The sequence below is a fragment of the Candidatus Methylomirabilota bacterium genome, from assembly GCA_035709005.1.
In the GTDB taxonomy this organism is placed as follows: Bacteria; Methylomirabilota; Methylomirabilia; order Rokubacteriales; family CSP1-6; genus 40CM-4-69-5.
In genome coordinates this window covers 1-24,308 of record DASTFB010000010.1, presented here as the reverse complement: position 1 = coordinate 24,308, position 24,308 = coordinate 1, and the positions used below count along the sequence as shown (strand labels likewise).

Annotated in this window: 21 protein-coding genes and 1 pseudogene; 10 read left to right on the top strand and 12 right to left on the bottom strand. The window is 71.8% G+C overall.

Annotation, left to right across the window (positions count from 1 at the left end; translation table 11 throughout):
* Positions 1-98: 98 nt before the first annotated feature.
* Positions 99-1,733, bottom strand: coding sequence for an L-glutamate gamma-semialdehyde dehydrogenase (gene pruA, locus VFR64_01925; protein ID HET9488503.1), 1,635 nt, complete (start codon positions 1,731-1,733; stop codon positions 99-101).
* 103 nt (positions 1,734-1,836) lie between these two features.
* On the opposite strand from pruA, the gene dinB reads away from it, so the two are divergent.
* Complete coding sequence (gene dinB / locus VFR64_01920) at positions 1,837-2,931, top strand: DNA polymerase IV (protein HET9488502.1); 1,095 nt, start codon at positions 1,837-1,839, stop codon at positions 2,929-2,931.
* A 387-nt stretch (positions 2,932-3,318) separates the two neighbouring features.
* A pseudogene (locus tag VFR64_01915) lies at positions 3,319-4,269 on the top strand (S41 family peptidase).
* A gap of 80 nt (positions 4,270-4,349) precedes the next feature.
* Here the strand turns inward: VFR64_01915 and VFR64_01910 are convergent.
* Positions 4,350-5,147 (bottom strand): DUF2182 domain-containing protein, encoded by a 798-nt coding sequence (locus tag VFR64_01910; GenBank protein HET9488501.1) that lies wholly within the window; start codon positions 5,145-5,147, stop codon positions 4,350-4,352.
* 19 nt (positions 5,148-5,166) lie between these two features.
* A complete protein-coding gene (locus tag VFR64_01905) occupies positions 5,167-5,793 on the bottom strand; it encodes a DUF1326 domain-containing protein (protein ID HET9488500.1) in 627 nt (208 codons plus the stop codon).
* Positions 5,794-5,884: 91 nt separating this feature from the next.
* Between VFR64_01905 and VFR64_01900 the strand changes: the two genes are divergently transcribed.
* Complete coding sequence (locus tag VFR64_01900; GenBank protein HET9488499.1) at positions 5,885-7,099, top strand: GNAT family N-acetyltransferase; 1,215 nt, start codon at positions 5,885-5,887, stop codon at positions 7,097-7,099.
* A gap of 3 nt (positions 7,100-7,102) precedes the next feature.
* On the opposite strand, the gene VFR64_01895 is transcribed toward VFR64_01900, so the two are convergent.
* Positions 7,103-7,828 (bottom strand): outer membrane beta-barrel protein, encoded by a 726-nt coding sequence (locus tag VFR64_01895; protein HET9488498.1) that lies wholly within the window; start codon positions 7,826-7,828, stop codon positions 7,103-7,105.
* Between the two features lie 109 nt (positions 7,829-7,937).
* Here VFR64_01895 and VFR64_01890 point away from each other — a divergent pair, with 109 nt between their 5' ends.
* The gene (locus VFR64_01890) at positions 7,938-9,068 is read left to right on the top strand and encodes a trypsin-like peptidase domain-containing protein (protein HET9488497.1); all 1,131 of its coding nucleotides are present in this window, start codon (positions 7,938-7,940) and stop codon (positions 9,066-9,068) included.
* A gap of 5 nt (positions 9,069-9,073) precedes the next feature.
* Here VFR64_01890 and VFR64_01885 read toward each other — a convergent pair whose 3' ends face one another.
* Both VFR64_01885 and VFR64_01880 read right to left on the bottom strand, forming a co-directional pair.
* A complete protein-coding gene (locus VFR64_01885) occupies positions 9,074-10,120 on the bottom strand; it encodes a hypothetical protein (protein ID HET9488496.1) in 1,047 nt (348 codons plus the stop codon).
* A gap of 19 nt (positions 10,121-10,139) precedes the next feature.
* Positions 10,140-10,790, bottom strand: a complete 651-nt coding sequence (locus VFR64_01880) for an ABATE domain-containing protein (protein ID HET9488495.1) — start codon at positions 10,788-10,790, stop codon at positions 10,140-10,142.
* A gap of 74 nt (positions 10,791-10,864) precedes the next feature.
* Here VFR64_01880 and VFR64_01875 point away from each other — a divergent pair, with 74 nt between their 5' ends.
* The 3 genes from VFR64_01875 to VFR64_01865 are packed head-to-tail and all read left to right on the top strand — an operon-like array spanning position 10,865 to position 13,285.
* Positions 10,865-11,413: a carboxymuconolactone decarboxylase family protein gene (locus VFR64_01875; GenBank protein ID HET9488494.1), complete on the top strand. Its 549-nt coding sequence runs from the start codon at positions 10,865-10,867 to the stop codon at positions 11,411-11,413.
* Positions 11,410-12,051 carry an MOSC N-terminal beta barrel domain-containing protein gene (locus tag VFR64_01870; protein HET9488493.1) on the top strand — a complete coding sequence of 214 codons (642 nt, stop codon included), beginning with the start codon at positions 11,410-11,412 and terminating at the stop codon, positions 12,049-12,051. Before VFR64_01875 ends, VFR64_01870 begins: the two co-directional genes overlap by 4 nt.
* Positions 12,052-12,106: 55 nt before the next feature.
* A complete protein-coding gene (locus tag VFR64_01865; GenBank protein HET9488492.1) occupies positions 12,107-13,285 on the top strand; it encodes an FAD-binding oxidoreductase in 1,179 nt (392 codons plus the stop codon).
* Position 13,286: 1 nt separating this feature from the next.
* On the opposite strand, the gene VFR64_01860 is transcribed toward VFR64_01865, so the two are convergent.
* Positions 13,287-13,448, bottom strand: a complete 162-nt coding sequence (locus VFR64_01860) for a hypothetical protein (GenBank protein HET9488491.1) — start codon at positions 13,446-13,448, stop codon at positions 13,287-13,289.
* 219 nt (positions 13,449-13,667) lie between these two features.
* Complete coding sequence (locus VFR64_01855; GenBank protein HET9488490.1) at positions 13,668-14,729, bottom strand: transcriptional regulator; 1,062 nt, start codon at positions 14,727-14,729, stop codon at positions 13,668-13,670.
* 182 nt (positions 14,730-14,911) lie between these two features.
* Here VFR64_01855 and VFR64_01850 point away from each other — a divergent pair, with 182 nt between their 5' ends.
* The 3 genes from VFR64_01850 (at position 14,912) to VFR64_01840 (ending at position 22,333) form a co-directional block, all read left to right on the top strand.
* Positions 14,912-18,193 (top strand): PD-(D/E)XK nuclease family protein, encoded by a 3,282-nt coding sequence (locus VFR64_01850; protein HET9488489.1) that lies wholly within the window; start codon positions 14,912-14,914, stop codon positions 18,191-18,193.
* On the top strand, positions 18,190-21,528 hold the full coding sequence (locus tag VFR64_01845; GenBank protein HET9488488.1) for a UvrD-helicase domain-containing protein: 3,339 nt from the start codon (positions 18,190-18,192) through the stop codon (positions 21,526-21,528). The genes VFR64_01850 and VFR64_01845 overlap by 4 nt, the downstream gene beginning before the upstream one ends.
* Positions 21,529-21,619: 91 nt before the next feature.
* Positions 21,620-22,333, top strand: a complete 714-nt coding sequence (locus tag VFR64_01840; protein HET9488487.1) for a hypothetical protein — start codon at positions 21,620-21,622, stop codon at positions 22,331-22,333.
* Between the two features lie 316 nt (positions 22,334-22,649).
* Here VFR64_01840 and VFR64_01835 read toward each other — a convergent pair whose 3' ends face one another.
* The 4 genes from VFR64_01835 to VFR64_01820 form a co-directional block, all read right to left on the bottom strand.
* Entirely contained in the window at positions 22,650-22,931 is a 282-nt protein-coding gene (locus VFR64_01835; GenBank protein HET9488486.1) for a hypothetical protein, read from the bottom strand.
* The gene (locus VFR64_01830; protein ID HET9488485.1) at positions 22,932-23,174 is read right to left on the bottom strand and encodes a carboxymuconolactone decarboxylase family protein; all 243 of its coding nucleotides are present in this window, start codon (positions 23,172-23,174) and stop codon (positions 22,932-22,934) included.
* A 161-nt stretch (positions 23,175-23,335) separates the two neighbouring features.
* Positions 23,336-23,590, bottom strand: coding sequence for a hypothetical protein (locus tag VFR64_01825; protein ID HET9488484.1), 255 nt, complete (start codon positions 23,588-23,590; stop codon positions 23,336-23,338).
* The coding region (locus VFR64_01820) for a tetratricopeptide repeat protein (GenBank protein HET9488483.1) at positions 23,583-24,308 on the bottom strand (726 nt) is incomplete at its 5' end. The genes VFR64_01820 and VFR64_01825, both read right to left, overlap by 8 nt.

The following is a 24,308-nucleotide window of genomic DNA, read 5'->3' as shown; positions in this document are numbered from 1 at the left end:
GACCTCCAGCTCGTTCAGCCAGAAGAACAGGCTCCACGGCTTGTAGGACGAGCGATCGCGGGTTTGAAGGTCCGTGAGGACCGTCCCGCCCAGGGTCGTCACTCGCCGGGCTGCATGAACGGATAGCGGAAGTCGGTCGGCGGAGCGAACGTCTCCTTGATCGCCCGGGGGCTGACCCAGCGCAGCAGGTTCAGGACGCTGCCTGCCTTGTCGTTGGTGCCCGAGGCTCGCGCGCCGCCGAAGGGCTGCTGGCCCACCACCGCGCCCGTCGGCTTGTCGTTGATATAGAAGTTGCCGGCCGCGTACCGGAGGGCGTCGGTCATCCGGGCGATGGCGTCCCGGTCGCGGGCGAAGATGGCGCCGGTGAGCGCGTAGGGCGAGCCCCGATCGCACAGGGCCAGCGTGTCGTCCAGCATCCGATCCTCGTAGACGTAGACGGTGAGCACCGGGCCGAAGATCTCCTCGCGCATCACCTTGACGTCGGGGGTCCTGGCCAGGATCACCGTCGGCTCGATGAACCACCCCTTGCCGTCGTCGGCGCCGCCGCCAACGAGGATCTCGCAGTCCGGCGACCGGCGGGCCCAGTCCAGATAGCCGGTGATGCTGGTGAAGGCCGCCCGATCGATGACCGCTCCCATGAAATTGCCGAAGTCGCGGACGTCGCCCATCTTGATCCGGGACACCTGCTCCCGCAGCGCCGCCGCCACGGCCGGCCACAGCGAGGCGGGCATGAAGGCGCGCGAGGCCGCCGAGCACTTCTGGCCCTGGTACTCGAAGGCGCCGCGCGTCAGCGCGGTCACCAGCGCCGGCACCTCGGCGGTGGGGTGGGCGAACACGAAGTCCTTGCCGCCCGTCTCTCCGACGATGCGTGGATAGGACTTGTAGCGCCGCACGTGGCGCCCGACCGTCTCCCACATCCCCTGAAACGTCCCCGTGGAGCCCGTGAAGTGGATGCCGGCCAGATCGGGCGAGGCCAGGGCCGGATCGCCGACCTCGGCGCCCGCGCCCGGCACCATGTTGATGACCCCGGGCGGCAGCCCCGCCGCGTCCAGCAGCTCCATGATGTAGTGCGCCGAGACGATCGCCGCGGAGGCCGGCTTCCACACGACGGTGTTGCCCAGCAAGGCCGGCGCGGTCGGCAGGTTGCCGCCGATCGCCGTGAAGTTGAACGGCGTCACCGCGAAGACGAACCCTTCGAGCGGCCGCTGCTCCAGCCGGTTCCACACGCCCGGGGCCGAGTGCGGCTGCTGCCGGTAGATCTCCTCGGCGAAGTGCACGTTGAAGCGCCAGAAGTCGATGAGCTCGCACGCCGCGTCGATCTCGGCCTGATGCGCGGTCTTGGACTGCCCCAGCATCGTCGCGGTATTGAGCACCTGGCGCCACGGCCCGGCCAGCAGCTCGGCCGCCCGCAGGAAGATGGCCGCCCGATCCTCCCAGGCCATCCGCGACCACGCGGCGTGCGCGTTCAGCGCCGCGTCGATGGCCTGTCCGACCTCGCGGGGGCCCGCCTTGTGCCACGTCGCCAGCACGTGCCGGTGGTCGTGGGGCATCGTGGCCTCGGCCACCCTGCCCGTCTTGACCTGCTTGCCGCCGATGCACGGGGTGATCTCGATCACCTCGCTGGCCATCTGCTGGAGCCGGGCCTTGAGCGCCGTCCGCTCCGGCGTGCCGGGCGCGTAGGTCAGGTTGGGCTCGTTGCGAGGCGGGGGCACGCTGAACAACGCGTTCGCCATGGCCGGGACCTCCTTGCTGGGTCGATTCTACGCCTCACCCCGGGACGCCGCGGCAAGATACTCCTCCCTGGAGCTCCGACCGCGCCTGCTAGAATCGGCGGCCGTGCGGATCATCGCGCACGTCGACATGGACGCCTACTACGCCGCCGTCGAGGAGCGCTACAACCCGCAGCTGCGTGGCAAGCCCCTGGTCGTCGGCGCCGATCCCAAGGACGGGCACGGCCGGGGCGTGGTGACCACCGCCAACTACGCGGCCCGCCAGTACGGCATCCGGTCCGCCATGCCGATCAGCCGGGCCTGGCGGCTGGCCGAGGCGGCCCGCCGCCGCGGCGACCCGCCGGCCGTCTTCGTCGCAGGCAACCACAAGCTCTACGGCGAGGTGTCCCAGCGCATCATGGCGATCCTCGCCGCGAGCGCCGATGTCTTCGAGGAGGCCAGCATCGACGAGGCCTACCTGGACCTCTCGTCCCTCGGCTCCTTCGAGGCCGCGACCGCGCGCGCCCGCGCCCTCAAGGCCGAGATCGCGGCCCGCGAAGAGCTCACCTGCACGGTCGGCATCGGGCCCAACAAGCTCGTGGCCAAGATCGCCTCCGACTTCGCCAAGCCGGACGGCCTGACCGCCGTGCGGCCGGAGGACGTCCAGAGCTTCCTGGACCCGCTGCGGATCCGCGTCATCCCGGGCATCGGGCCCAAGTCCGAGGCCCTGCTCCACGAGCACGGCATCCGCACCGTGCGCCAGCTCCGCGAGGTCGAGCTGGGCCAGCTCGTCGAGTGGTTCGGGCGCTGGGGCGAGGATCTCCACGCCAAGGCGCGTGGCCTGTCGGACAGCCCCGTCTCCAACGAGTGGGAGCCCAAGTCGATCGGCGAGCAGGAGACCTTCGAGCACGACACCCTGGAGCCGGCCTTCGTGCTGGAGCGCGCGCAGGCGCTGGCCCGCAGCGTGTTCGCGCGACTGGGCCAGCAGGGCTTTCAGGCCTGCCGCACCGTCACCGTCACCGTGCGCTTCGAGAATTTCGTCACCTTCACCCGGTCGCACACCCCTCGCGAGCCGCTCACCACCGAGCCGGCCCTCTACACCGGCGCCGTTCGCCTGCTCCTGCCCTTCCTGGACCACCGCGAGAATCCCAAGCAGCGGAAGATCCGGCTGATCGGCGTGCGCGCCGAAAAGCTGGTCCGGCCCCCGGAACAGCCCGCCTGATCGTTTGACGCGGGCCGGCTTTCATCGGATCCTGGGTTTCAGCCAGAGGCCAGGGTGCGATACCTCAGAGGAGCGGCGGGGCTCCTGCTGTTCGCCGCGGCCTGCACCGGCGGGCGGCATCAGGAGCGTGTGGTCTTGCCCGGACCGACCCGAACAACCGCGGGGCCGGTGGCCGAGGCGATCACCGCCGTGCGCGCGCAGTACGTGGACGAGATCCCCGTCGAGACGCTGGGCCTCACCGCCCTCCGCAGCCTGGAGGCCATTCCGCCCAAGCGGGCGGTCCGGATCGTCGAGGCCGGTTACGGGGCCACGATCGTGCTGGACGAATCGCAATCCCCGGGGGCCCGGCGCTCGGTGTCGTGGCCGCCCAGTCCCTCGGCGCTCGATATGATCCGCGCCGTCCAGCAGGCCGCGGACTTCGTGCGCGCGCGCCTGGACACGAGCGCCGAGGACGTCAACACCGCCATGCTACGGGGGCTCATGGCGCTCGATGACGACGGCGCCTACCTCGACCCGGCGCGTCACGCGGCGCTTCGGGACCCCGCCCGAGCGGGTGTCGGGCTCGACGTCACGCTGCGTGACCGGGCGCTCACCGTCGCGGCCCCGATCGAGGGCGGCCCGGCCGAGCGGGCGGGGCTGCGCCCCTTGGACCGGATCCTTCGCATCGACGGAGTGTCGACCGAGCGCATGAGCTCCACCGACGCCGCCGAGCTGTTGTGGGGACGACCCGGAAGCCCCGTCGTGCTGACGGTCGCCCGAGCCGAATCGGCCCAGCCTCGCGAGATCTCCGTCCTCAGAGAGGCGATCCGCACGGGCAGCGTCGATTCGAAGGCGCTCGGCACGGGCGTGGGCTACCTCCGCATCCGGCGGCTGCAGGAATCGACGGCCGGCGAGGTTCAGATGGCGCTGGACACGCTGCGGACAGCGGGGGCGCGGGCGCTCGTCCTCGATCTCCGCATGAACAGCGGCGGGCCGCTGACGGCCGCCGCCGCAGTGGCCGAGCTGTTCCTCCCCTCGGGCAGGCTGGTGACGTACACGGAAAGCCGGGTGCCGCAACAACGCCTGCGATTCACCGCGCGCGCCCGGCGACCGACCCTCGACGTGCCGCTGGCCGTCCTCGTGGACGAGGGCACGGCCGCCGGCGCCGAGATCGTGGTCTGCGCCCTCCGGGAGTGGCAGCGCGCCACGCTGGTCGGGACGGCCACCCAGGGGCAAGGCTCGGTCCAGACCCTCATCCCCCTCTCCAACGGCGGGGCCCTCAGGCTCACGACGGCGCGCTGGTTCACGCCGACGGGCCGCTCCGTGGACCGGCAGGGGATGGGTCCCGACGTGGAAGTGGCGCGCAGTGCCGAGGACGGATCGCTCTGGGATCCCGGGCGGGATCCCCAGCTACGCCGGGCGACCGAGCTGGTCCGCGCTCAGCTGAGGGCGCGGACCATGAGGAGCACGCCGGCCGCGATCATCGCCACGCCGGCGATGCGCCCGGCGAGGTCGCCGGCCGGCACCACCTTCTCCACCAGGACGATCACCGCGAGCGCGGCGACCCAGAGCAGATTCATGACGCCCGCCACGAAGAGCAGGGCCATCAGCGCCCAGCAGCACCCCAGGCAGTAGAGCCCGTGGCGGACGCCCATCAGGAACGCCCCACCCCGACCCTCGCGCCAGCTGCTCATGAGGAACGACATCGGTGAGCGGCACGTGGCCAGGCACACGCGCTTGAGCGGCGTCCACTGGAACAGGCCCGCGGCGACGAGCAGCCCGCCGGCCAGGAACGGGCTGGTGGCCGTCATCGCCGGCGAGAGCAGCGCGGCGGCGTGCAGACCGGCCTGGGCCAGCGCCGCCGCCACGCTGAAGGCCGTCCACACCACCAGATAGCCGAGCACGAAGATCGCCGTGGGCACCGCGGGGCGCCCCTCGGCGGCGCGGCGCCGGTGGATGGTGGCGAACATCAGGATCATGGGCGCGGCGGACGGGGTCATCATGGCCACCATCATCACGCTCCACATGATGACGAGGGCGCCGACCTCCACCCAGCTCCACGGGTGCATCGCCGGCATGGCCATGGCCATGCCCGGCATGTCGGGCATGGCCATCTTCGACATCTCCGAGACCAGATGCAGGAGATAGAGCCAGGCCGCGGCGACGAGCACGGCCAGCGCCGCGCTGACGAGGACCCGGTCGCGCCGGAGGAGGGTCTCGAGAGCTGCCTGGCTCACCGCGGGCTCGGCCCCTGCCTCAGGCGGCGTTCGACCAGTCGTAGTGGTAGTAGATCCAGTTGGTCTTGTCGGACTCGACGGAGAGGCCGGCCGCCGACGCCCGGAACGAGCCCTGCCCGGCCTCGCCCTTCTTCCAGATGAAGCCGGCGGGCAGGTCGACGTTGACGAGGTGCTCCTCGCCCGTGACCGGGTTCTTGAGCGTGTCGCCGCGGCCCTCGCCCACGCCCTCGATGCGGAGGATGCTCTTGCGGCCGCTGCCCTCGATGGTGATCTTGGCCTTCTGCAGGCCAACCACTTGAAAGGTGGGGCCCAGCAGCTCCCAGGGCAGCCCGCCCAGCTGGCCGGTGAAGATCTTCGAGAGCGCGTCGATCTGCTTGTCGGTGGTGGCGGGGTCGACGATGAAGGCGGCCTTGCCGTTGCCCTCGTGAATGGCCTTGGGCCACAGGAAGATGCCGGCGCCCTTCACGCCGGCCAGGTCGACGTCGCCGCACTTCCCCTTCGTGGCCGTGAAGCCGACGAGCGCGCGGCAGCTGCCGTCCTTCGAGTTGGGAAACCCGCTGAAGTTGCAGCCGCACCCGAAATCGCAGTTGCAGTACTCGTACCCCACCCCGGTCATCTCCCAACGGGTCTTCGCCGCCGTCGCCATAGTCCCCTCCAATCGAGTGTTGGTCGCCCCACATCCTATTCGGCGGTGGCCACATGTCAAGCTTCGCGTGGCGCTACAATCATCCGGTCCCATGAGCTGGCACGTACGGCCCTGCGCGTCAGCCGAGGAGCTGCGCGCGGCCGCGGCTCCGCTCTGGCATTACTTCGGCCGGTCGGTGCCGAGCCCGGAGCAGCTCGACGCCCTGGGCCGCGTCCTGCCTCCCGAGCGCATGCACGCCGCCTGGGAGGACGGTCGCGCCGTGGGCGGCGCCGGAGCCCACCCGTTCGCGCTCACCGTGCCCGGCGCGCGCGTCCCGGCCGCCGGCGTCGCCGCCGTCGGCGTGCTGCCCACCCATCGCCGGCGCGGCATCCTGACCGCCATGATGCGCGCCCAGCTCGACGCCTGCCGCGCGCGTGGCGAGCCGATCGCCTGCCTGTGGGCAACCGAGGACGTGATCTATGGCCGTTTCGGCTACGGCCTCGCCTCGTTCGCGGCGGAGATCGATCTGCCACGCGAGCGGTCGGCCTATGTCGCGCCGGACGAGCCCTTCGGGGCGACCCGGCTGGTGGCCCTCACCGAAGCCGAGCCCCTCGTGACGCCGGTCTACGAGCGAGTCGCCGCCCGGACTCCCGGCATGCTCGCCCGCTCCTCGGCCTGGTGGCAGGCGCGGATCCTCACCGACCCCGAGTGGCGGCGACGCGGCGGCGGCGACCTGCAGTGCGTGGTGCTGGAGGCGGCCACCGGCCCCGCCGCGTACGCCCTGTACCGGCTCAATACTGCGTGGGACCGCGGGGTGCAGACGGGCGCCGCCGCCGTCGTCGAGGCCATGGGCGACTCGCCGCGCGCGACGGCCGCGATCTGGCGCTACCTGCTGGACATCGACTGGATGGCCCACGTGAGAGCCATCCTGCTGCCCCTCGACCACCCGCTACTACTGCTCGTGGCGGAGCCGCGGCGCCTGCGGCTGAGCTACCGGGACGGGCTCTGGATCCGGCTGGTCGATGTGGGCGCCGCGCTCGCGGCCCGCTCGTACGCCACGCCGGGAAGCGTCGTCATCGAGGTCGTGGACCGCTTCTGCCCGTGGAATGCGGGCCGCTGGCGCGTGGGCGAAGCCGTCGGGCGTGCCGCGAGCGAGGCCGAGCTGCGCTGTGACGTGACGGCGCTGGGCTCGGCCTATCTGGGCGGCTTCACCTGGGCCCAGCTCGCGCGGGCGCTGCGGGTGGAAGAGTTGCGCCCCGGCGCGATCGCCCGCGCCGACGCGCTGTTCCGCACCGACTGCGCCCCGTGGTGCCCGGAGATCTTCTGAGGCTCAGAAGCGGAGCGCGACGCCGACCAGGAAGTGGAACGTGTCGAGATCCGTCTCCAGGCGGCCGGAATCGCCCAGGTCGTTGAACTTCCACTCGGGGCTGAAGTACGTGAAGCGCCACTCCCCGAAGATGCCCACGTTCCTGGCGATGAGATAGGTGACGCCCGCGCCCATCTTGAAGCCGAGCGACGTGTCGCTGTCGGATTGCCCGCCGGGAATGAAATTCGTCGTGTCCTCGGCCTCGGTGAAGAAGACGGCGGGGCCGATGCTGATGAAGGGGTGCAGCCGGCCGTCGGGAAAGTCGTAGCTCGGCAACAGCGTCCAGCGCAGCATCAGATCGAGCCCCAGCGCGACGACGGAGATGTCGATGGGGAACACCACGAAGTCCCCGACACTGACCACGCCTCCGACGGTTTGCGCTCCTTCGACCGTCTGGGCGTCGATGTCGGGCTCGAAGTAGGAGACGTCCAGGGCCACGCCGATGCCGAGCGTGTTGTAGACCGGGCGGGGGAACCAGTAGCCCACGCGGCCGCCCAGGACGAGGGCGGAGTCGAACTCGACGTCCTCCAGGAGCTGCAGCGTCGTGCCGAACTGGGCGTCGAGGTCGTTGTCGGCCGTGAACGCGCCGCCCAGGTAGAGATCGGTGAAGAACTCGGCGGAGGCGGGCGGCGCCGCGAACGTGAGCACGGCCACGATGACCACGAACAGGAGCACACCGCGTCGTCGCATGCGTCTCTTCCTCCCCGCGTGGGCGGCTGTGGCCGCGAAGTATCGTCGATTCTCCGCCAGCGGTCGCCGCTGTGCAACCCGGCGTATGATGCGCCCAGGAGGACCCGCCATGCGTCGCCTCGCCATCGTCACCGTGCTGGCCCTGGTCGTCGCGGCCGGTCTCGTCGTGAGCGGCATCCTCGAGGTCCACGTGACCGTCCGCCCTCCCGGCAGCTCCGACGCGCAGCCGTTCTGGCGCGAGGCGCGCTCCGACGGCGCCCTGCCCCCGGGGCTGGGCGTCTGGATCGAGGTCGCCCGCAGCGTCACCCCGGCCGTGGTGAACATCAGCACCGCCCAGCGGCGCGGCACGGCGCCGGCCGAGGAGTTCTTCCGGCGTTTCTTCGAAGGCCCCACGCCGCAGCCACGGGCCAGCCTCGGCTCCGGCTTCATCGTTTCCGCGGACGGCTACGTGGTCACCAATTACCACGTGGTCCAGCAGGGCGACGAGATCGTCGTGCGCCTGGCCGATCAGCGTGAGCTCAAAGCCCGGCTGGCCGGCGGCGATCCTCGCACGGACATCGCGCTGCTGAAGATCGACGCTTCCGGCCTGCCCGTCATCGCCTTCGGTGACTCCGATCAGCTCCCGGTCGGCGCGCCCGTCATGGCCATCGGCAACCCGTTCGGGCTGGACCAGACCGTCACCACCGGGATCGTGAGCGCCAAGGAGCGCTATATCGGGGCCGGCCCGTACGACAACTTCATCCAGACCGACACGTCCATCAACCCCGGCAATTCGGGGGGCCCGCTCGTCGACGTGCACGGCGCGCTGGTGGGCATCAACACCGCGATCTTTTCCCAGTCCGGCGGCTGGCAGGGCATCGGCTTCGCCACCCCGGTGAACCTGGCCAGGGAAGTGCTGGCCCAGCTCCGCGCCCGCGGCAAGGTCACGCGCGGCTACCTGGGCGTCAGCGTCATGCCGGTAACGCCCGAGCTCGCGCAGCGCAGCGGTCTCGACGAGCCACGCGGCGCCGTGGTGGCGGAAGTCGTCCAGGGCTCGCCGGCGGCCCGCGCCGGTCTGCGACCGGGCGACGTGATCGTGAGCTTCCAGGGTAATCCCGTGCGCTCCCCGCGCGATCTCACCCGTGCCGTGGCCGCGACGCCACCGCGCGGCAAAGCCACGCTGGAAGTCGTGGGCCGCGAGGGACGGCGCTCGACCACCGCGACGCTCGATGAGCTACCGGAGCAGCCGCCGCGGCGGTAGCAGCGTTACTCGCGCTGCGGGCGCGCGAGCACGCGATCGAAGGGACCGGAGATGCGGACCACCTCGTTGAGCGGCCAGGCGCCCCGCCGGATGATGACGACGAACAGATCGCCGGCGATGCCGGCCTGGCGCGTCCCCGACGTCGTCGGCGCGAAGCAGAGCGCGCGAGGCGCGTCGCCGTCGGTGAAGCGCGCGAACTCGGTCCGCTGGCCCTCTGGGCTCAGCGTGAAGATCTGCCCGGCCCGCCGGTCGGCGACGAAGAGATGACCGCCGGGTCCGGCGCTCATGGCGGCGGCGATCGGCCCCCGTAGCACCACGGACGGCGCGCCGTCGGGGCCGACGCGCCAGATCTCCCCCTGCCCCATGGCCCAGGGCGCTTCGGCGCTGCCGTCGCTGCCGATCCACAGATGGTCGCGGTGATCCATGGCCAGCGCGCGCGGACGCGTCACCGTCAGCCACCGGGCGTCGAGGACGCGCCCGCGGCGGTCCAGGCGCACGATGCGTCCCGTCGCGCGATCGGCGACGAAGACGTTGCCGGCCGTGTCGACGGCGGCGCCCTCGGGCTGCTGGAGCAGCGGCGGCGTGCCCGGCGGCGGCGTGCCTCCGGCGAAGAGCTCGATCGTCCCGGCCGCGAGGCGATAGAGGACGCCGATCCTCCGATCGCGATCGAAGGTCGTCACGAACAGCTCCCGCCCCGAGCGGACCGTGGCGACCTGCGGGCTCGGCAGCGGCGGCCCGTGAAAGAACCGGGCCTCGCTGTCCGGCGTCAAGCGCGCGCCCCCGGGAGGAATGCGGTAGACGGACCAGCGGTCATAGACTTCGCCGCCGCCGTACCGCCGCCCGGTCCGGGCCAGATAGAGCGTCCCGTCGTCGGCAAAGGCCAGCGTGGACGACGCGGGAATACCGTCGACCGTCGGCGACCCGCCCGGTTGGAACCCGTGGCCGCTGACGTAGACCTCGGCGGTGAACCCGGACGGCAGCTCCATCTCGGCCCGGGCCGGCGCCGGAGCCAGCATTAGCGCGAGGACGAGCGGGATCAGGGCACGCGTCATCGAAGTGCCGGAAGCGTAGTCACCGCCGCCGGGCCGCGTCAAGGTCGCCGCGGGCGCGCCCGGCGTGGGCGGCGACCTTCATCCGGTTGCCGCACACGGCCATCGAGCACCAGCGTCGAGTGCGCCGGCGCGAGCCGTCGTAGAAGTAGAGCAGGCACTTCTCGCTGGCGCACTTCCGCACGGGAGCCGCCGGGCCTTCCTGCATCAGCTCGGCGGCGGACCGCGCCAGCGGCACCAGCGCGGCGAGCGGGCTCGGCCGCGAGCGCCGGTGGACGAGCACCCAGCGGTCGCGCCGCGCAAGGAGCTGCGGATAGGCCACGTCCGATCGCAGGATCCCGTTGATGACCCTGACCCACGCGCGCTGCACGGGCGCGCCGGCCTCGAGCGCGACGAGCCAGCCGCGCAACGTGTCCCGCAGGGCCAAGGCCCCCGCGAACGCCGCCGCGCCCTGGCGCGGACGCCGTCGGGCCAGCGCCCGAAGCTCTCGAGCCCCCCCGCCGTCCACCGCACCGGCGGCTTGCAGGAACGCCACGAGGTCGTCGAAGTCGCCCAGCGCCCCGGCAGGGTCGTCGGGCGCGTACACCGTGTTGGCGAAGTCCACGCACAAACGGCCGCCGATCAAGACGAATCGCCGGCCGGACGGGCGTCGGCCGCGTCGGTCGCTAACCACCGAATCCATATCTCACAGGTTAGTGTCTAAAGCAACAGCAGGAGCGGAATCCCTTACCGTGGAGGTTCTACACGATGGCCAGACTGAACGCAGTCGACACAGCCACGGCCAGCAGCAAGATCACGGAGCTGTTCGGCCAGGTGGAAAAGAAGCTGGGCCGGGTGCCCAACATGATGCGCACGATGGCCGTGTCCCCCACCGTGCTCGAGGCGTATCTGAGCTTCAGCGGCGCCCTCGCCGGCGGCGCCCTGCCGCCCAGGCTGCGCGAGCAGATCGCCCTGACGGTCGGCGAGGCCAACCGCTGCGAGTACTGCCTGTCGGCGCACACGGCGATCGGCAAGCGCCTGGGCCTGACCGAAGACGAGGTGGCGGCGAGCCGCGAGGCGGCCGCCGGCGATCCGAAGGTGCAGACGGCGCTCCGCTTCGCCAGGGCGCTGGTGGAGCGACGCGGCGAGGTCACCGACGCCGAGCTGGCGCGGGTGCGCGAGGCCGGCTGGAGCGACGGTGAGTTGGCCGAGATCATCGCCCACGTCGCCCTGAACGTCTTCACCAACTATTTCAACATCGCGGCCGGCACGGACATCGATTTCCCGAGAGTCCCCGTAGGGGCGGCGCGGGGATGATGCGCGTCGCCGAGCTGTGGCGCTACCCGGTGAAGTCGCTCAAAGGTGAGCGGCTCGAGCGCGCTGATGTGACCGCGAACGGGATCGAGGGTGACCGTGTCGTGCACGTGAGAAACGGACGAGGCCGGGTCGTGACGGCGCGGACCACGCCCGGCTTGCTCGGCCTGGCCGCCACCCTCGGACCCGACGGCGAGCCCCTCATCGCCGGATCGCCGTGGACGTCCGAGGCTTCGGCCGCCGCCATCCGGGCGGCGGCCGGGGCCGGCGCCCGGCTCGCCCGCCACGACGGGCGAGAGCGGTTCGACGTGCTGCCGCTTCTGGTGGCGACCGACGGCGCCATCGCCGCGCTGGGGGTCGACCATCGCCGGCTGCGCCCGAACATCGTCATCGCGGGCGTGGAAGGTCTCGCCGAGCGCCGGTGGCCGGGCCGCCGCCTGCGCATCGGGACAGTGCTCGTCGACGTCGCCAAGCTGCGCGGCCGCTGCGTGATGACCACCTACGATCCCGACACGCAGGTCCAGGATCACTCGGTGCTCAAGCGCATCGTCCGCGACTTCGGCGGGCGGATGGCCCTGGACTGCGACGTCGTCGAGCCAGGGGCGATCGCCGTCGGCGACCGGGTGGAGCTCCTCGACTGAGCGGCATTGGCCGGCGCCGAACCCGGCGTGGTAGCCTGACCGCGGAGGACAGGGCATGGCGCTCACAGCCGACGTCGTCGTCATCGGAGGAGGCGTCACCGGCACCAGCATCGCCTTTCACCTGGCCGGCCGGGGCGTGCGCGACGTCGTGGTGGTGGACAAGAGCGTCGTCGCCGCGGGGGGCACGGGACGCAGCTCGGCCTGCGTCCGCCAGCATTACTCGACGGCCCAGACGTGCCGGATGATCCTCTATGCCCTCGACTGCTTCCAGCGCTTCGCCGAGGTCACGGACGGAGGCACGTGCGGCTTCCGCCACACCGGCTACCTGCTCGGCGTGGACGAGCGGATGCGCAAGCCCATGGAGGCCTCGGTCGCGCTGCAGCGCTCGGTGGGGATCAAGACGGACCTCGTGGCGCCCGAGGAGATGCGCGAGATCGAGCCGCGACTGCGGACCGACGACCTCGTCGCCGGCTGCTACGAGCCGGACTCGGGCTACTGCAATCCCGTCGAGACGGCCCAGAGCTTCGCCCGGGCCGCCCGCGCCCGTGGCGCCCGCGTCCTCGAGGGGACCGAGGTCGTGGGCATCCTGACCGAGGGCAGCCGTGTCACCGGCGTGCGCACGAGCCAGGACGAGATCCGGGCCCCGCGGGTCGTGAACGCCGCGGGCCTCTGGGGCGCGCGCGTGGGGGCCATGGCGGGGGTCGACATTCCGATCACCGTCTGTCGCCACAAGATCAACATCGTCACCTGGCCCGGGGACGCGCGGCGACCGCATCCGATGGTCTACGACTTCGCCAGCAACATCTACACGCGGCCCGAGCTGGGCGAGCACATCCTGGTGGGCGGCCTCGACGCCGAGGAGTCGCACGACCTGGCCGACCCCGACCACTTCAAGGAAGGCGTGAGCCTGGACGAGTCGACCGACGCACTTTCCCGCGTCAGCCACCGGTTCCCTGTCCTCGAGCAGGGCCGCATCGCCCGCGGCTACGCCGGCTGCTTCGACGTGACGCCCGACTGGCATCCCGTCCTGGACCGGGTGGGGCCGGAGGGGTTCTACGTGGCCGTGGGCTTCTCGGGCCACGGCTTCAAGCTCTCGCCCGCGGTGGGCCACATGATGGCCGCCCTCATCACCGAGGGCCCGGGCGGCCATCCGGATCTGCCGACGTTCCGACTCTCCCGCTTCGCCGAGGGCAAGCCGATCCGCGGCACCTACGGCGACTGGCTGATGTGCTGAGCTAGCAGTTGCCCTTCTTGGCCTGACCGGGCGGGCAGTGCTTGCCCGGTGACCCGGTCTTGATGTGGATCGGGGGCTTCACCTCCAGCTCCGGCCCCTTGAGCACACAGCCACCGAGCCCCAGAACAAAGACCGACGCGAGCAGCAGAGATGCAATCGCCACGAGAGCCTCCTCGACTGTGATGGGTCTACGACCATCTCAGGCCACGGCGCTGTGTCGAGTCAACTTCTACGGGCGCCTCCTGGGCTGCCTATGACACGGCCCTGAGCAAAATGACCCACCGGGTCCCACCGTGACCCTCCCTGTCACACGCGCTCCGTAAGCTCCGGCCACGAGAGGAAGATCAGCCGCGGTAACCCTCCTGGGGGCTGAAGCCCGGCGCTATTCGACCGCGCCGGTGGCCTGGCGGCCCCGCTTCTGGGACCGCGGCGCGGTCGTCGCCGCCGCCAGCGGCCGGCGCGACGGCACGAGCATCCGGGCCAGGCTCTCCGCCTCCTGCCTGAGCGCCTCCCTCACCGCGTCCGGTTCCATCACCTCGGCGTCGGTCCCGTAGCCCAGGATCCACCGCCGGACCTCCAGTGTGTCGGCCACCCGGAGGGTCATCTCGAGCCGCCCGTTGGAAAGGTCGCGGAAGCGCTGGCTCGGGTGCCAGAGCCGCTCCCGGATGTAGCGGGCGACCTTCGGAGAGAACATCACGCGCACGGTGACGAGGTCGCCCTGCAGGATGCCCCAGGCCTTGTCGAGGTAGGTCTTGAGGTCGAATCCCTTCCGGATCTCGAAGCGCGGGCGCAGCATCTCGGCGGCGCGGATCCGCTCGGCGGCGAACAGGCGCACGTCCCTGCGCATGTGACAGTAGGCCACCAGGTAGAGGCCGCCCTCGAAGTACGTGAGGTGGTAGGGATCGACGTCGCGCTGCCCCTCCTCGCCGCTGTGGCGCGAGTGGTAGCGCATGCGCAGCGTCCGCCGCTCGACGAGCGCCGTCTGGATCTTCGGCAGGACGTCGCCGACCGGCACTTGCAGCTTGGCCCCCAGCGTGCGCACGCCGACGGTCTCCTTCATCGCGTCGAGGAGCGCCAGGGCATCGCGGCTCAGCACCCCGGAGATCTTGTCGAAGGCCGAGTTCACCGCCGGCCCCAGCACGCTCGCCCCCAGCGGCGCCAGCACCTGCCGGCTCATCAGCAGCGCGGCCAGCTCGGCGAGCGTCAGCTTGACCGGCAGTCGCGCTTTGAACGCGGGATCGATCCGCCAGAGCCCCCGCCGGCCGTCCGGGGCGGGCTCGTCGTAGATGGGAAACCCGGCGTCCTCGAGCACGCGCAGATCGCGCCAGATGGTGCGGACGGCACACCCGAGGTCCCGCGCCGCGTCCTCGACGGTGACCCCGGCCGGGGCGTCGAGGAGCTGCAGCAGCCGCCACTGACGGGAGAGCTGGCTGCCCCTGGGCATGGGACGCCTGATCGTCCCCGAGCTCGCGGCTCCGTGTCAACTTTCGGGGATAGTCACCGCCTGCTCGGCGCCGCTATCGATCGTCGAAGCGCCAGCGCGTGGCGCCCCGGGGAAAGCCCTCGAGGGCCCAGGCATCTGTGACCTTCGCTGTCACGCGTTCGTTGTAGGCTTCCCGCGTGGCAATGGTCTTCTGGAGCACGCGCGACTGGGCGGAGGCGACCGCGGCCCTGCCGGCGGGGGGCCCCCTGCCCTGCCGGACGGTGCTGGTGCCTCGCGAGCGGGTGGCCCATGCGCTGAGACGCGAGCTGATCCGCGCCGGGCACGCCCAGGTGCTGGCCGGCACGCGGCTCGTCCCGGTGCCGGCCGCCGCGAGCGCCGTCCTCGAGGCTGCCGGGGTCGAGTTCACGACGGGCGAGGAGGGCCTGCGCGCGATCCGGCTCCTGGCGCTCTTCCGCGAGCCGCTGTCGCTCCAGCACTTCTCCACCCGTCTGCTGCGCGACAAGCCCGGCTGGGAGGACGCGTTCGCCCGGACGATCACGGATCTCGAGTGGGCCGGGCTCACGCCCGAGGCGCTGGAAGCCGAACCCGACGCGCGGCTGGCCGACGTCGCCACGATCTGGCGCGCGCTCGATCGCCTGGCCGGAGATTCGTGGACGATTCCTCGGATCTACCACGAGGCCGGCAGCGTGCTCGAGCGCCAGCCGACGCTCTGGCCCTTCTCGGGTCCGACGCTCGTCACCGCCACCGGGCACGAGAGCGCCGCCGGCGCGCGCTTTCTGCGCGCGATCCCCGGCGCCACGCTCGGCCTGCTCGCCGCCAGGCCGCTCCGCGAGCATCACCTCGAACGCGTCCAGTCGCTCTTCGGGCGTGACGCTACGAGGGCGCTGCTCACTCGGGCGCCACGGGCGAGCGCCAGCGAGCGCGATCTGCTGGCCGCCTATCTCTTCGAGCCGCCCCGCGTCCTTGGGGATCCTGACCGTCCGCGGAGCAGCGGCCCCGACGACACCGTGAGGCTCGAGGAGCACGCAGGGGTCGAGGCCGAGATCGAGGCCACGGCCGACTGGGTGGCCGAGCAGGTCGCCGGCGGCATCGCGCTGGAGGACATCGCCGTCCTGACGCCGGCACTCGACCCGCTCGCCGCGCTGGTGGCCGAACGGCTCCAGCGCCTGCCCTGGCCGACAGGCACGAGGCCCGCGGGCGACGACGCCGATACGCCGGCGACGCCGGAGCAGGGTTCGCCCGGGCTTGTGACGATGCCGGTGTACGTCGCCGGCGGCCTGCCGCTGGCCGGCACCGCGGCCGGAGCCCGCGCCCTGGCCGTCGTCCGGGCGCTGCAGGCTCACCTCGGCGGCGAAGCGCTGGCCGACGTGCTGCCCGCGCTGCGGACGAACGGCGACAACGGCCGTCACCTCTCGCGGGCAGCCGCCATGGACCTGGTCTGGTCGCTGGGCACCGCCGGGGGCAATCCAGCGCGCCCGGACGGCGCGCTGGAGTGGGCGAGCCGCCTGGCCGCGCGCGAGCCGCAGCTCGAGGCGCAGCTGGCCGCCGCGAACGCCGCCGCGGTCGACGACCCCGAGAGATCCGGCCTGGCGCGCCAGGCGCGCGAGCTCGAGCGGCTCCTGGGCGATCTCAAGGCCGCGCGCCCGGCGATCGACGCGCTGGTGCAGGTCGCGCGCCTGGTGATCGCCGGCGCGCCCCTCGCCGAGCTCTGGCCCGCGCTCCGGAGCTTCCTCGGCGACTGGCTGCTGCAGCCCGGTCCCGGCGCGCGCGTGCAGGCGCTGCTCGACGAGGCGCTCGCCACGGCGGCCCGCGTGTGCGGCACGCTCGGCGGCGACGACGCCGTGCAGGTCGTCGAGCAAGCGATCAGGGGCGCTCGCCTCCCCACCGGCCGCTTCGGCGAGCCCGCAGTGTACGTCGGCACCATCGCCGGCGCCGTCGGGCTCCGGTTCGCGGCCGTGCGCGTCATCGGCCTGGCCGAGGGCCACCTGCCTCCGCCCGCCCACGAGGACCCGGTCATCTCCGACGCCCTGCGAGCGCGGCTCGGCGCCCCGGGCGCCGACGGCCGCAGGGTGCCGCCGGCGACGGCCGGCGATCGCGCGCTGGCGGCCCTGCACGCGCTCGACGTCGCGGTCCGCGCCGCCGAGCGGCGCGTGGCCCTGTCGGCGCCGCGCCTGGGCCTCGATCGCTCGCAGCGCGAGCCCTCGTCCGTGCTGCTGGAGGCCGCGGCCGCCCTGGCCCGGCCGAGCTCGGCGACCGGAGAGCGGACGACGACCGGGATCCCCGACACCACGGCCTTGCAGCGCGACGCCTTCATTCCCGCCCGCCAGGCGGCCCTGAGGTTCCGGCGGGCGATGCCGCTGCTGCAGAGCGCCTGGCACGACGCCGTTGCCCATGCTGCCGGCGGCCTTCCTCCCGCCTGGCGCGGCTCGCCGGCCCTCGACCTCGACCGCCTCGCGAGCCTGCCCGACGACGGGCTCCTCGGCAGCGCCGTGGCGGACATCGCCGTGCCCGGCCTGACACCCGAGCGCCCGATCTCCCCGTCCTCGCTCCAGGTACTGCTCCAGTGCCCCTATCTATTTCTGCTGCAAAAGCAGCTCGGTCTCGACGAGCCTGCGTGCGCGCCCTCCTTGCGCGAGATCGAGCAACCGGCGTACGGCTCGTTCTTCCACACCGTGGCCGAGGAGTTCTTCCGCCACCACGGCGCCGGCTTCTGCGAACACGAGAGGCCGCTGGAGGACTGGCTCGCCGCGGCCGACCGGATCGTCGAGCGGATGTTCGAGACGTTCCTCGAGCAGTACCCGCTGGTCGGCGAGGCCGTCCGCGGTCGCGAGCGGGAGCGCACCCGGGAAGACGTGCGCCATCTGCTCGAGTACGAATGGCAGCTCGGGCGCCGGCGTTTCGTGGCCACCGAGCGGGGGTTCGGCGAGCCGATGCCCGTCCCCCTGACGCTGCCGGGACGGATGCTGTTCCTGCGCGGCAAGATCGATCGTATCGACGCCGACTCGCGGCGGACGTTCGTGCGCGATCTCAAGACCGGCCGCGTCTGGCCGCGGCTCGGGAACGATGCCGAGCCCGATCCGGTGAGCGACGTGCAGATCGCGGTCTACGGGCTCGTCGCCGGTCAGCTTGCCCGGGAGTGGGGCACGCCGGCCGAGGTGGGCGTGGCCTACGTCGGCCGCCACGGCGAGGAGCGGCGCTTCGTGGACGACTTCGCCGCGACGCTGGCGCCGGCCGCGCGGCAGTGGCTGGCCCTGGCCGGCGACCTGCTGGCCGCGCGCGCCTTCCCCCGCACCGCCGACAAGGAGGACTGCACGTACTGCTGCTTCCGCCCGGTGTGCGGCGAGCGGGTCTACGAGCAGGCGGCGCGGGTGCTGGCCGGCGGCGGCGACGCCCCGCGGCGCCTGCTGGCGCTCAAGCAGCCCGACCAGATCGCGGCCGCGCAGGCCGAGGACGACGAGGAGTGAGGGACCGCAAGCCCGCTCCCGATCAGAGGCAGCGCGACGAGGCTATCCGCGAGCGCGACCGCAACGTCCTCATCGATGCCGGCGCGGGCACGGGCAAGACCACCATCCTGATCGATCGCCTCGTCGAGATGGTGGCGCCCACCAGCGGCGCGCCGCCGGTGCCCCTCCGCCGCATGGCGGCCATCACCTTCACGCGCAAGGCGGCGGGCGAGCTGCGCCTGCGCATCCGCGAGCGCCTGCTCGAGGCGCTGGCCGAGCCCGACCTCGCCCCCCAGCGCGAGGCGCCCCTGCGCGAGGCCCTGGCCGATCTGGACACCGCCTGGGTCGGCACCATCCACAGCTTCGCCGACCGCCTCCTCCGCCTGCGCCCCGTCGAGGCCGAGCTGAGCCCCGCCTATACGATCGTCGAGGACGACGAGAACCTCGTCCACGAGACGTGGGAGGTGCTGCTGCACGCCGCGCAGAACCGTACGCTGGCCGCCGAGCTGGCCGGGACAGGCGTCGAGGGCCGGGCCGACGACGCGACGCGCACCATCATGCTGGCGCTGGGCGCCGAGCTGCAGCCCGAGTCGCGCGAGACCGAATTCAAGACCTTCTACGGCCTCGACGCCCTGGTCGGCGCCTTCATCCGCGGGCGCGACGTCCCGCCCGGCGACGCCGAGCCTCCGGCCTTCGACCTCGCCGCGTTCCGCGCCGCCTCCCGGGAATTCACGAAAGTGGCCGCTCCGGTCCGCGGCACCTCGCCCGGCGCGCGCTGGATCAGGAATACCGCCGCGCGCCTGGTGGCGCTCGGCCGGGAGCAGGAGCCGACCGTCCTGTTCCGCGACGTGCGCCGCGCCGTCGCGGCCAGGCCCCGCAATCTCAAGAAGAGTCAAGGCTTCAGGGGCGACAAGGTCGCGTGGGACGTCTGGAAGCAGATCGACGGGACGATCCTGGCGGACCTCCGTGCCCCACTCGACTGCTGGAAGGCCACGCGGCTGGCCCGCCTGCAGCCCGTCGCCGTCGCCCTCTACGAGAAGGTCAAGGCCCGGCGCCAGGCGCTGGACCAGCTCGATCTGTTGATCAAGCTCCGCGACCTCCTGGCCAGCCATCGCGACGTGCGCCGCGAGCTGCAGGGCCTGTTCGACCACATCTTCGTCGACGAGTTCCAGGACACCGACCCGCTGCAGGCCGAGATCGTGCTCTTCCTCTGCGAGCGCGGCGCCGCCGCCGGCCGCTGGGAGGAGGTCGCGCTGCGCGAGGGCGCCCTCACCCTGGTCGGCGACCCCAAGCAGTCGATCTACCGCTTCCGCCGCGCCGACGTCGCCATGTACGACCGCGTGCGGCAGGTCGTCATGCGCGGCGCCCATCTGGCGGTGCGGCTCTCGGCCAACTTCCGCAGCGCCCCCTCGCTCATCCCCTGGCTCAACGACCGCTTCGAGCGCATCCTCGGCGCCTCCCCCGCCGGCCGGCCCTTCGACGCGCAGCGCGGTGTCGTCTTCCACCAGCCGCTCGATCCCGGCCGCGAGGGCGGCCGCACGACGCCGGTGCACGTCCTGGCCTGCGACTTCCCCCACGCCCGCAAGCACCTGGTCGAGGAGTACCGCGCGCTCGAGGGCGAGACCCTGGCCCGCTACCTGCGCTGGCTGGTCGAGTCGAGCGACGTGGCGGTGACGGATCCGCTCACCCGTCAGCCCCGGCGCGTGCAGTACGGCGACATCGCGGTGCTCGCCGTGTCCACCTGGAACCTCTCGCTGCTCTTCGAGCGGCTGGACGCCGAGGGCGTGCCCTACGCGTCGCGCGGCGGTCGACTCTTCCTGGCCGATCCTCTGAGCCGTCAGCTCTTGCTCGGGCTGCGCGCGCTCGCCGACCGCAGCGACGGCGTGGCCGAGGCCGCGCTGCTGCGCCCGCCGTTCTTCGCCCTCGGTCTCGCCGATCTCCTCAGAGAGCGGGCGGCCGCCGCGGGCCGGGCGCCCGAGGACGAGGCGGTCCGCCGCGTGCGCCAGGCGAAGGCGCTGATCGGTGAGCTTCGCCGGCGTCGCCTGGAGCGTCCTCCCGGCGCCACCGCGCGCGACCTGCTCGATCGCACCGCCTGCGCCCGCGCCGTGGCCCTGGGCCCCAACAGCGCGCAGCGCCTGGCGCGCCTGCGCGAGCTGTGCCTGGCGCTCGAGCAGACCGCCGCGGGCGAAGGCCTCGACTACGACGGCGCCACCGCTCGCCTGCGCCAGTGGGTCACCGACCCCGCTCAGCTCGACCCACCCCATCCCGTGGGTGCCGAAGCCGTGCACGTGCTGACCGTGCACCAGGCCAAGGGCCTGGAGTTCCCCGTGGTCGTGCTGTGGGACGGCCGGGGCGAATGGGACCTGCGCCTGTCGCCCGAGCCCTGGCGCATGGAGCGCGACGGCCGCGGCTGGACCATGGCGCTCGAAGGTCTCGCGTGGGAGGAGCCGCCCGACCTCGAGCTCACGCAAACCGAGCGCGAGTACCAGCGGGCCGAGCGCCGCCGCGTCATCTACGTGGCCGCCACGCGGGCGCGGGACCTGTTCGTCATCCCGAGGACGGGGACACCGAAGCCGGGCAAGATGGTCTGTGCCGACCTGCTGGACGGCGTGGACAGCGAGAGCGTCCGCGTGCTCGACACCTACGTGTGGGGCCAGGGCGCCGCCTGGTCCCGCCAGGTAACTGCACCCCGGCGGCACCCCCCCGGCGACGCCACCGACGCGTACAACGACATCGCGCGACGCTGGGAGGCCGCGGCCCACGAGGCCGCGCGTCCGCGGTTCAGCCCGGTGGCGGTGTCGGAGGCTCGCGCGGCGCTCATCGAGCGCGAGCCCATCGAGGCCGCACCGCGCAAGGCCCGCGAGGGCCGCTTCGGCCACGTGTTCGGCACCGCTGTCCACCAGGCCATCGGCTCGCTTCTGCGCGACCCGGCGCTGAGCCCGCCCGAGGCCATCCGCCGGGCTGCCGCCTCCGCAGGCCTGAGCGAGCACCTCGACGAGGCCGTGGCCGACGTCGGCCGGGCCTGGCAGCGGCTTCGCGCCGAGGGGCTGGCCCGGCGGCCCGGCCCCGATCTCCAGCTCGAGTACCCGGTCGCCGCGCCGTGGGGCGACGGCACCCTGTTGACGGGCTACGTGGACCTGATCGCCGCCGGCGCGGACACGCTGCACCTGCTCGATTTCAAGACCGACACCCCGCCGTCGGGGCCGGTGGAGGCGGCGTATCCCGAGTACGTCTCGCAGGTTCGGCTCTACGGCCGTCTGCTCCCCGGCGTTGCCGGCGGCCACCAGCTACGCCTGGGCCTGCTCTTCACCGCCGACGGCGGGATCCGGTGGGTGGAGCCGGCGGCGTCGGCCTGACCAAATTCCTTCCGTCTCTTTCCTTCTCTATGCAACTGTGAAGGCAGTGGCGTACGGCGACTCTGCCCCACCAACCTGTAGGAGATCTGGAATGGTCCGCATTTTCTCTCTCATCGGCGTCGTCACGCTGCTCACCCTCACCGGGTGCACACGCAGTCTCGAGCTCACGTACACACCCTCCGCCGCGAAAGTGACCGCAGCCGACAAAGCTGCGGCCATGTCTTTCGGGGTGGCCAGGCTGGAGGACAAGCGCGCGTGGGTCGACGCCACCGATTCGAAAGGGCAGAGCTATATCGCCCAGCAAGGCGCCTGGAAGTTCGGCCTCACGCACGAAGGTCGTGAATACGTGCCGGTCAACGAAGTCCTCCAATCGCTCTTCGTCACGGAGCTGCGTAGCGCGGGCTTCCAGGCCAAGCCCCTGGATGGCATCGTGTCGAAGCAGGCCGCGTCCCAGCTGCGCGAGCTCGGCCGGCAGGCCGGCACCGAGTACGCGATCGGCGGGGAGATCCTCGTGTTCGAGTTCGTGAACGAAGACAAGTTCTGGACGGTCACGAGCCGGCGCGCGGTCACGCTCAACCTGCTCATCGTACGCACGCAAGACGGTCAGCCGGTCGTCGACTCGACCTATAGCGAGCTCAACCGTGAAGGCGAAGGCATGGGCGTCTTGCACTCGACCAACGTCGACAAGCTCTTCCACGGCGCCTTCAAGACCGTGGTCCAGCGTGTGATCGAGGAAGTGGCCAGGAAGCTCGAGGTGACGGCGTCCGCCATCAGGGTCCGCTTCGTCGCCGACGCGCGCCCGTAGACGGGAACTGAGATGGCAGAGGTCGCCGCCGTCATCACCCTCATCCTCGGACTGTTCGTGAGTCCCATCGTCGGAAAGTGGTTGATGGCGTTGCTGATGTGACCTGCAGCGACGCCCTGCAGCCCGGCGTATGGTGAGAGACGTTCGGCGATCCATCACTCGATCACCTTGTCCGCCCGCACCAGCAGTGAGGGTGGGATGCCCTCCGCGCGTCCGTCGATGCCGTACACGGCCGGCATCCTGATCCTGGCCACGAGCTCGGCAAGCCGCGCGCAAAGGCGGAGGCCGGGCCTCGTGGCCCGGCCCCGCGCACCGGTCAGTCGTGCTCGATCTTCAGGGCGTTGCAGATCCGCGTGGTCGCGTTGGCGATGGCCACGGTGACGGCCAGCTCGACCAGCTCGCGATCCGACAGATGCTTGCGAATCTCCGCGTCGAGTCCGTCGTCGGTACCGGCGTCCGTTGTGAGCTGCTCGGCGTAGCGGATGACCAGTCGCTCGACCTCGCTGTATTCCGCGGGATGCTCGGCGTGATCGGCAAGGTGATCGATCTGGGATCGGGTGAGCCCCACCCTCTGACCGAGGGCGACGTGCAGGCCCACTCAATATGAGCAGTGATTGAGCTGGGCCGTGCGGAGATAGGCCAGCTCCCGCAGCTTCCGGTCGAGCTGCATCTCCTTCAGGGCGACGCTCAGGGTTACGAAGCCGTCCAGGGCCCTCGGGCTGTGGCCAACCGTCCGGTGAAAGTTCAAGACCTGGCCGACCACCCGCTGCGCCGTCTCGAAGGGGTGCACGGGCCGGTCCGAGGGGATCTGCTCACGCTCGAGAAGTGGAACTATCGGCATTGGCTTGCTCCTCATCTGTTCCACGTGGGCGTCGCCAGTTAGAACGAGATCACGTGTTTGGCATCGAACGACAGCTGCGCGAACTGCTGGGAGGTCATGAATTTCCCGCCCTGGGCCTCGACTTGCTTCTGGGTGACCCCACGGGCCACACAGCAGCTGTCTCAGGCATGGATTTCGAATTGGTCCGGCTGTTTCTTGAGCTGATCGATCAAGTCCCTCACGGAGCCTCGCTGGGGCCCGGCCAGATGCGTGTTGGCGGCGATCTCCGGGATCATGAGCAGGACGGCATCACCCAGCAACGCGACCTTGGTCTGCCGCCCATTGCCGATGGCCCCACGGGCCGCCGCGAAGACCAGCCCCGCCCGCGTGGGATCGTCGATGGCATGGGTCCCGACGTAGAGCATGTAATCAGGCATCGAGCATCTCCTTCCTCGTTGACACCTTCTCCGCATCCTTCACGGCGCCGACCCGCTGGAACAGCTCCAGGCTCGTACCGAGCAGCCGCCCGGCCTCCGCGCGATCGTCGGCGCCTCCCTGGTCCGCGTGCACCACGGCCCGCTCGTAGAGCGCGCGGGCCTCGTCCCACGGCAGGCAGTGCCGGCGGGCCAGCGCGACCGCCTCGTCGAAGGCGGCCGCCGCATCCTTCCAGCGGCGCTCGGCGCCGGCGAGCATGCCCTTGACGAGGAACAGGGGACCGGGCAGGCCGTACCAGCGCCGACCCGGCTCGAGCAGGGCGAACCCGCGCTGCAGGACTGGCCCGACCCGCTCCGGATGACCCCCGCGCAGGTGCAGCTCGCCCAGGACGGGAAGCGCCCAGAGCTCGAGCAGGACGTTGCCGCCTTCCCGGGCGACCGCCAGGGCGCGGGAGAGCAGCGCCTCCGCCCCGGCAAAGTCTTCCAGCTCGAGGCGCAGCTGGCCCAGCACCAGCGCACACGCGGCGAACGCCGCCCGGTGGTTGCGCTCTTCATAGAGCGGCAGGCGGCGCTCCAGGTAGGATTTCGCCTGGTCCCACCGCCCGCATCGCAGATGGTGGAACCCGACGGCGGCGCCATCCTCGTAGATGCACCCGAGCATGCTGCGGGCCTCGCTGCGCTCGACGGCGGCGCACGCCTCTCGGGCCCGGGCGACGTCCCC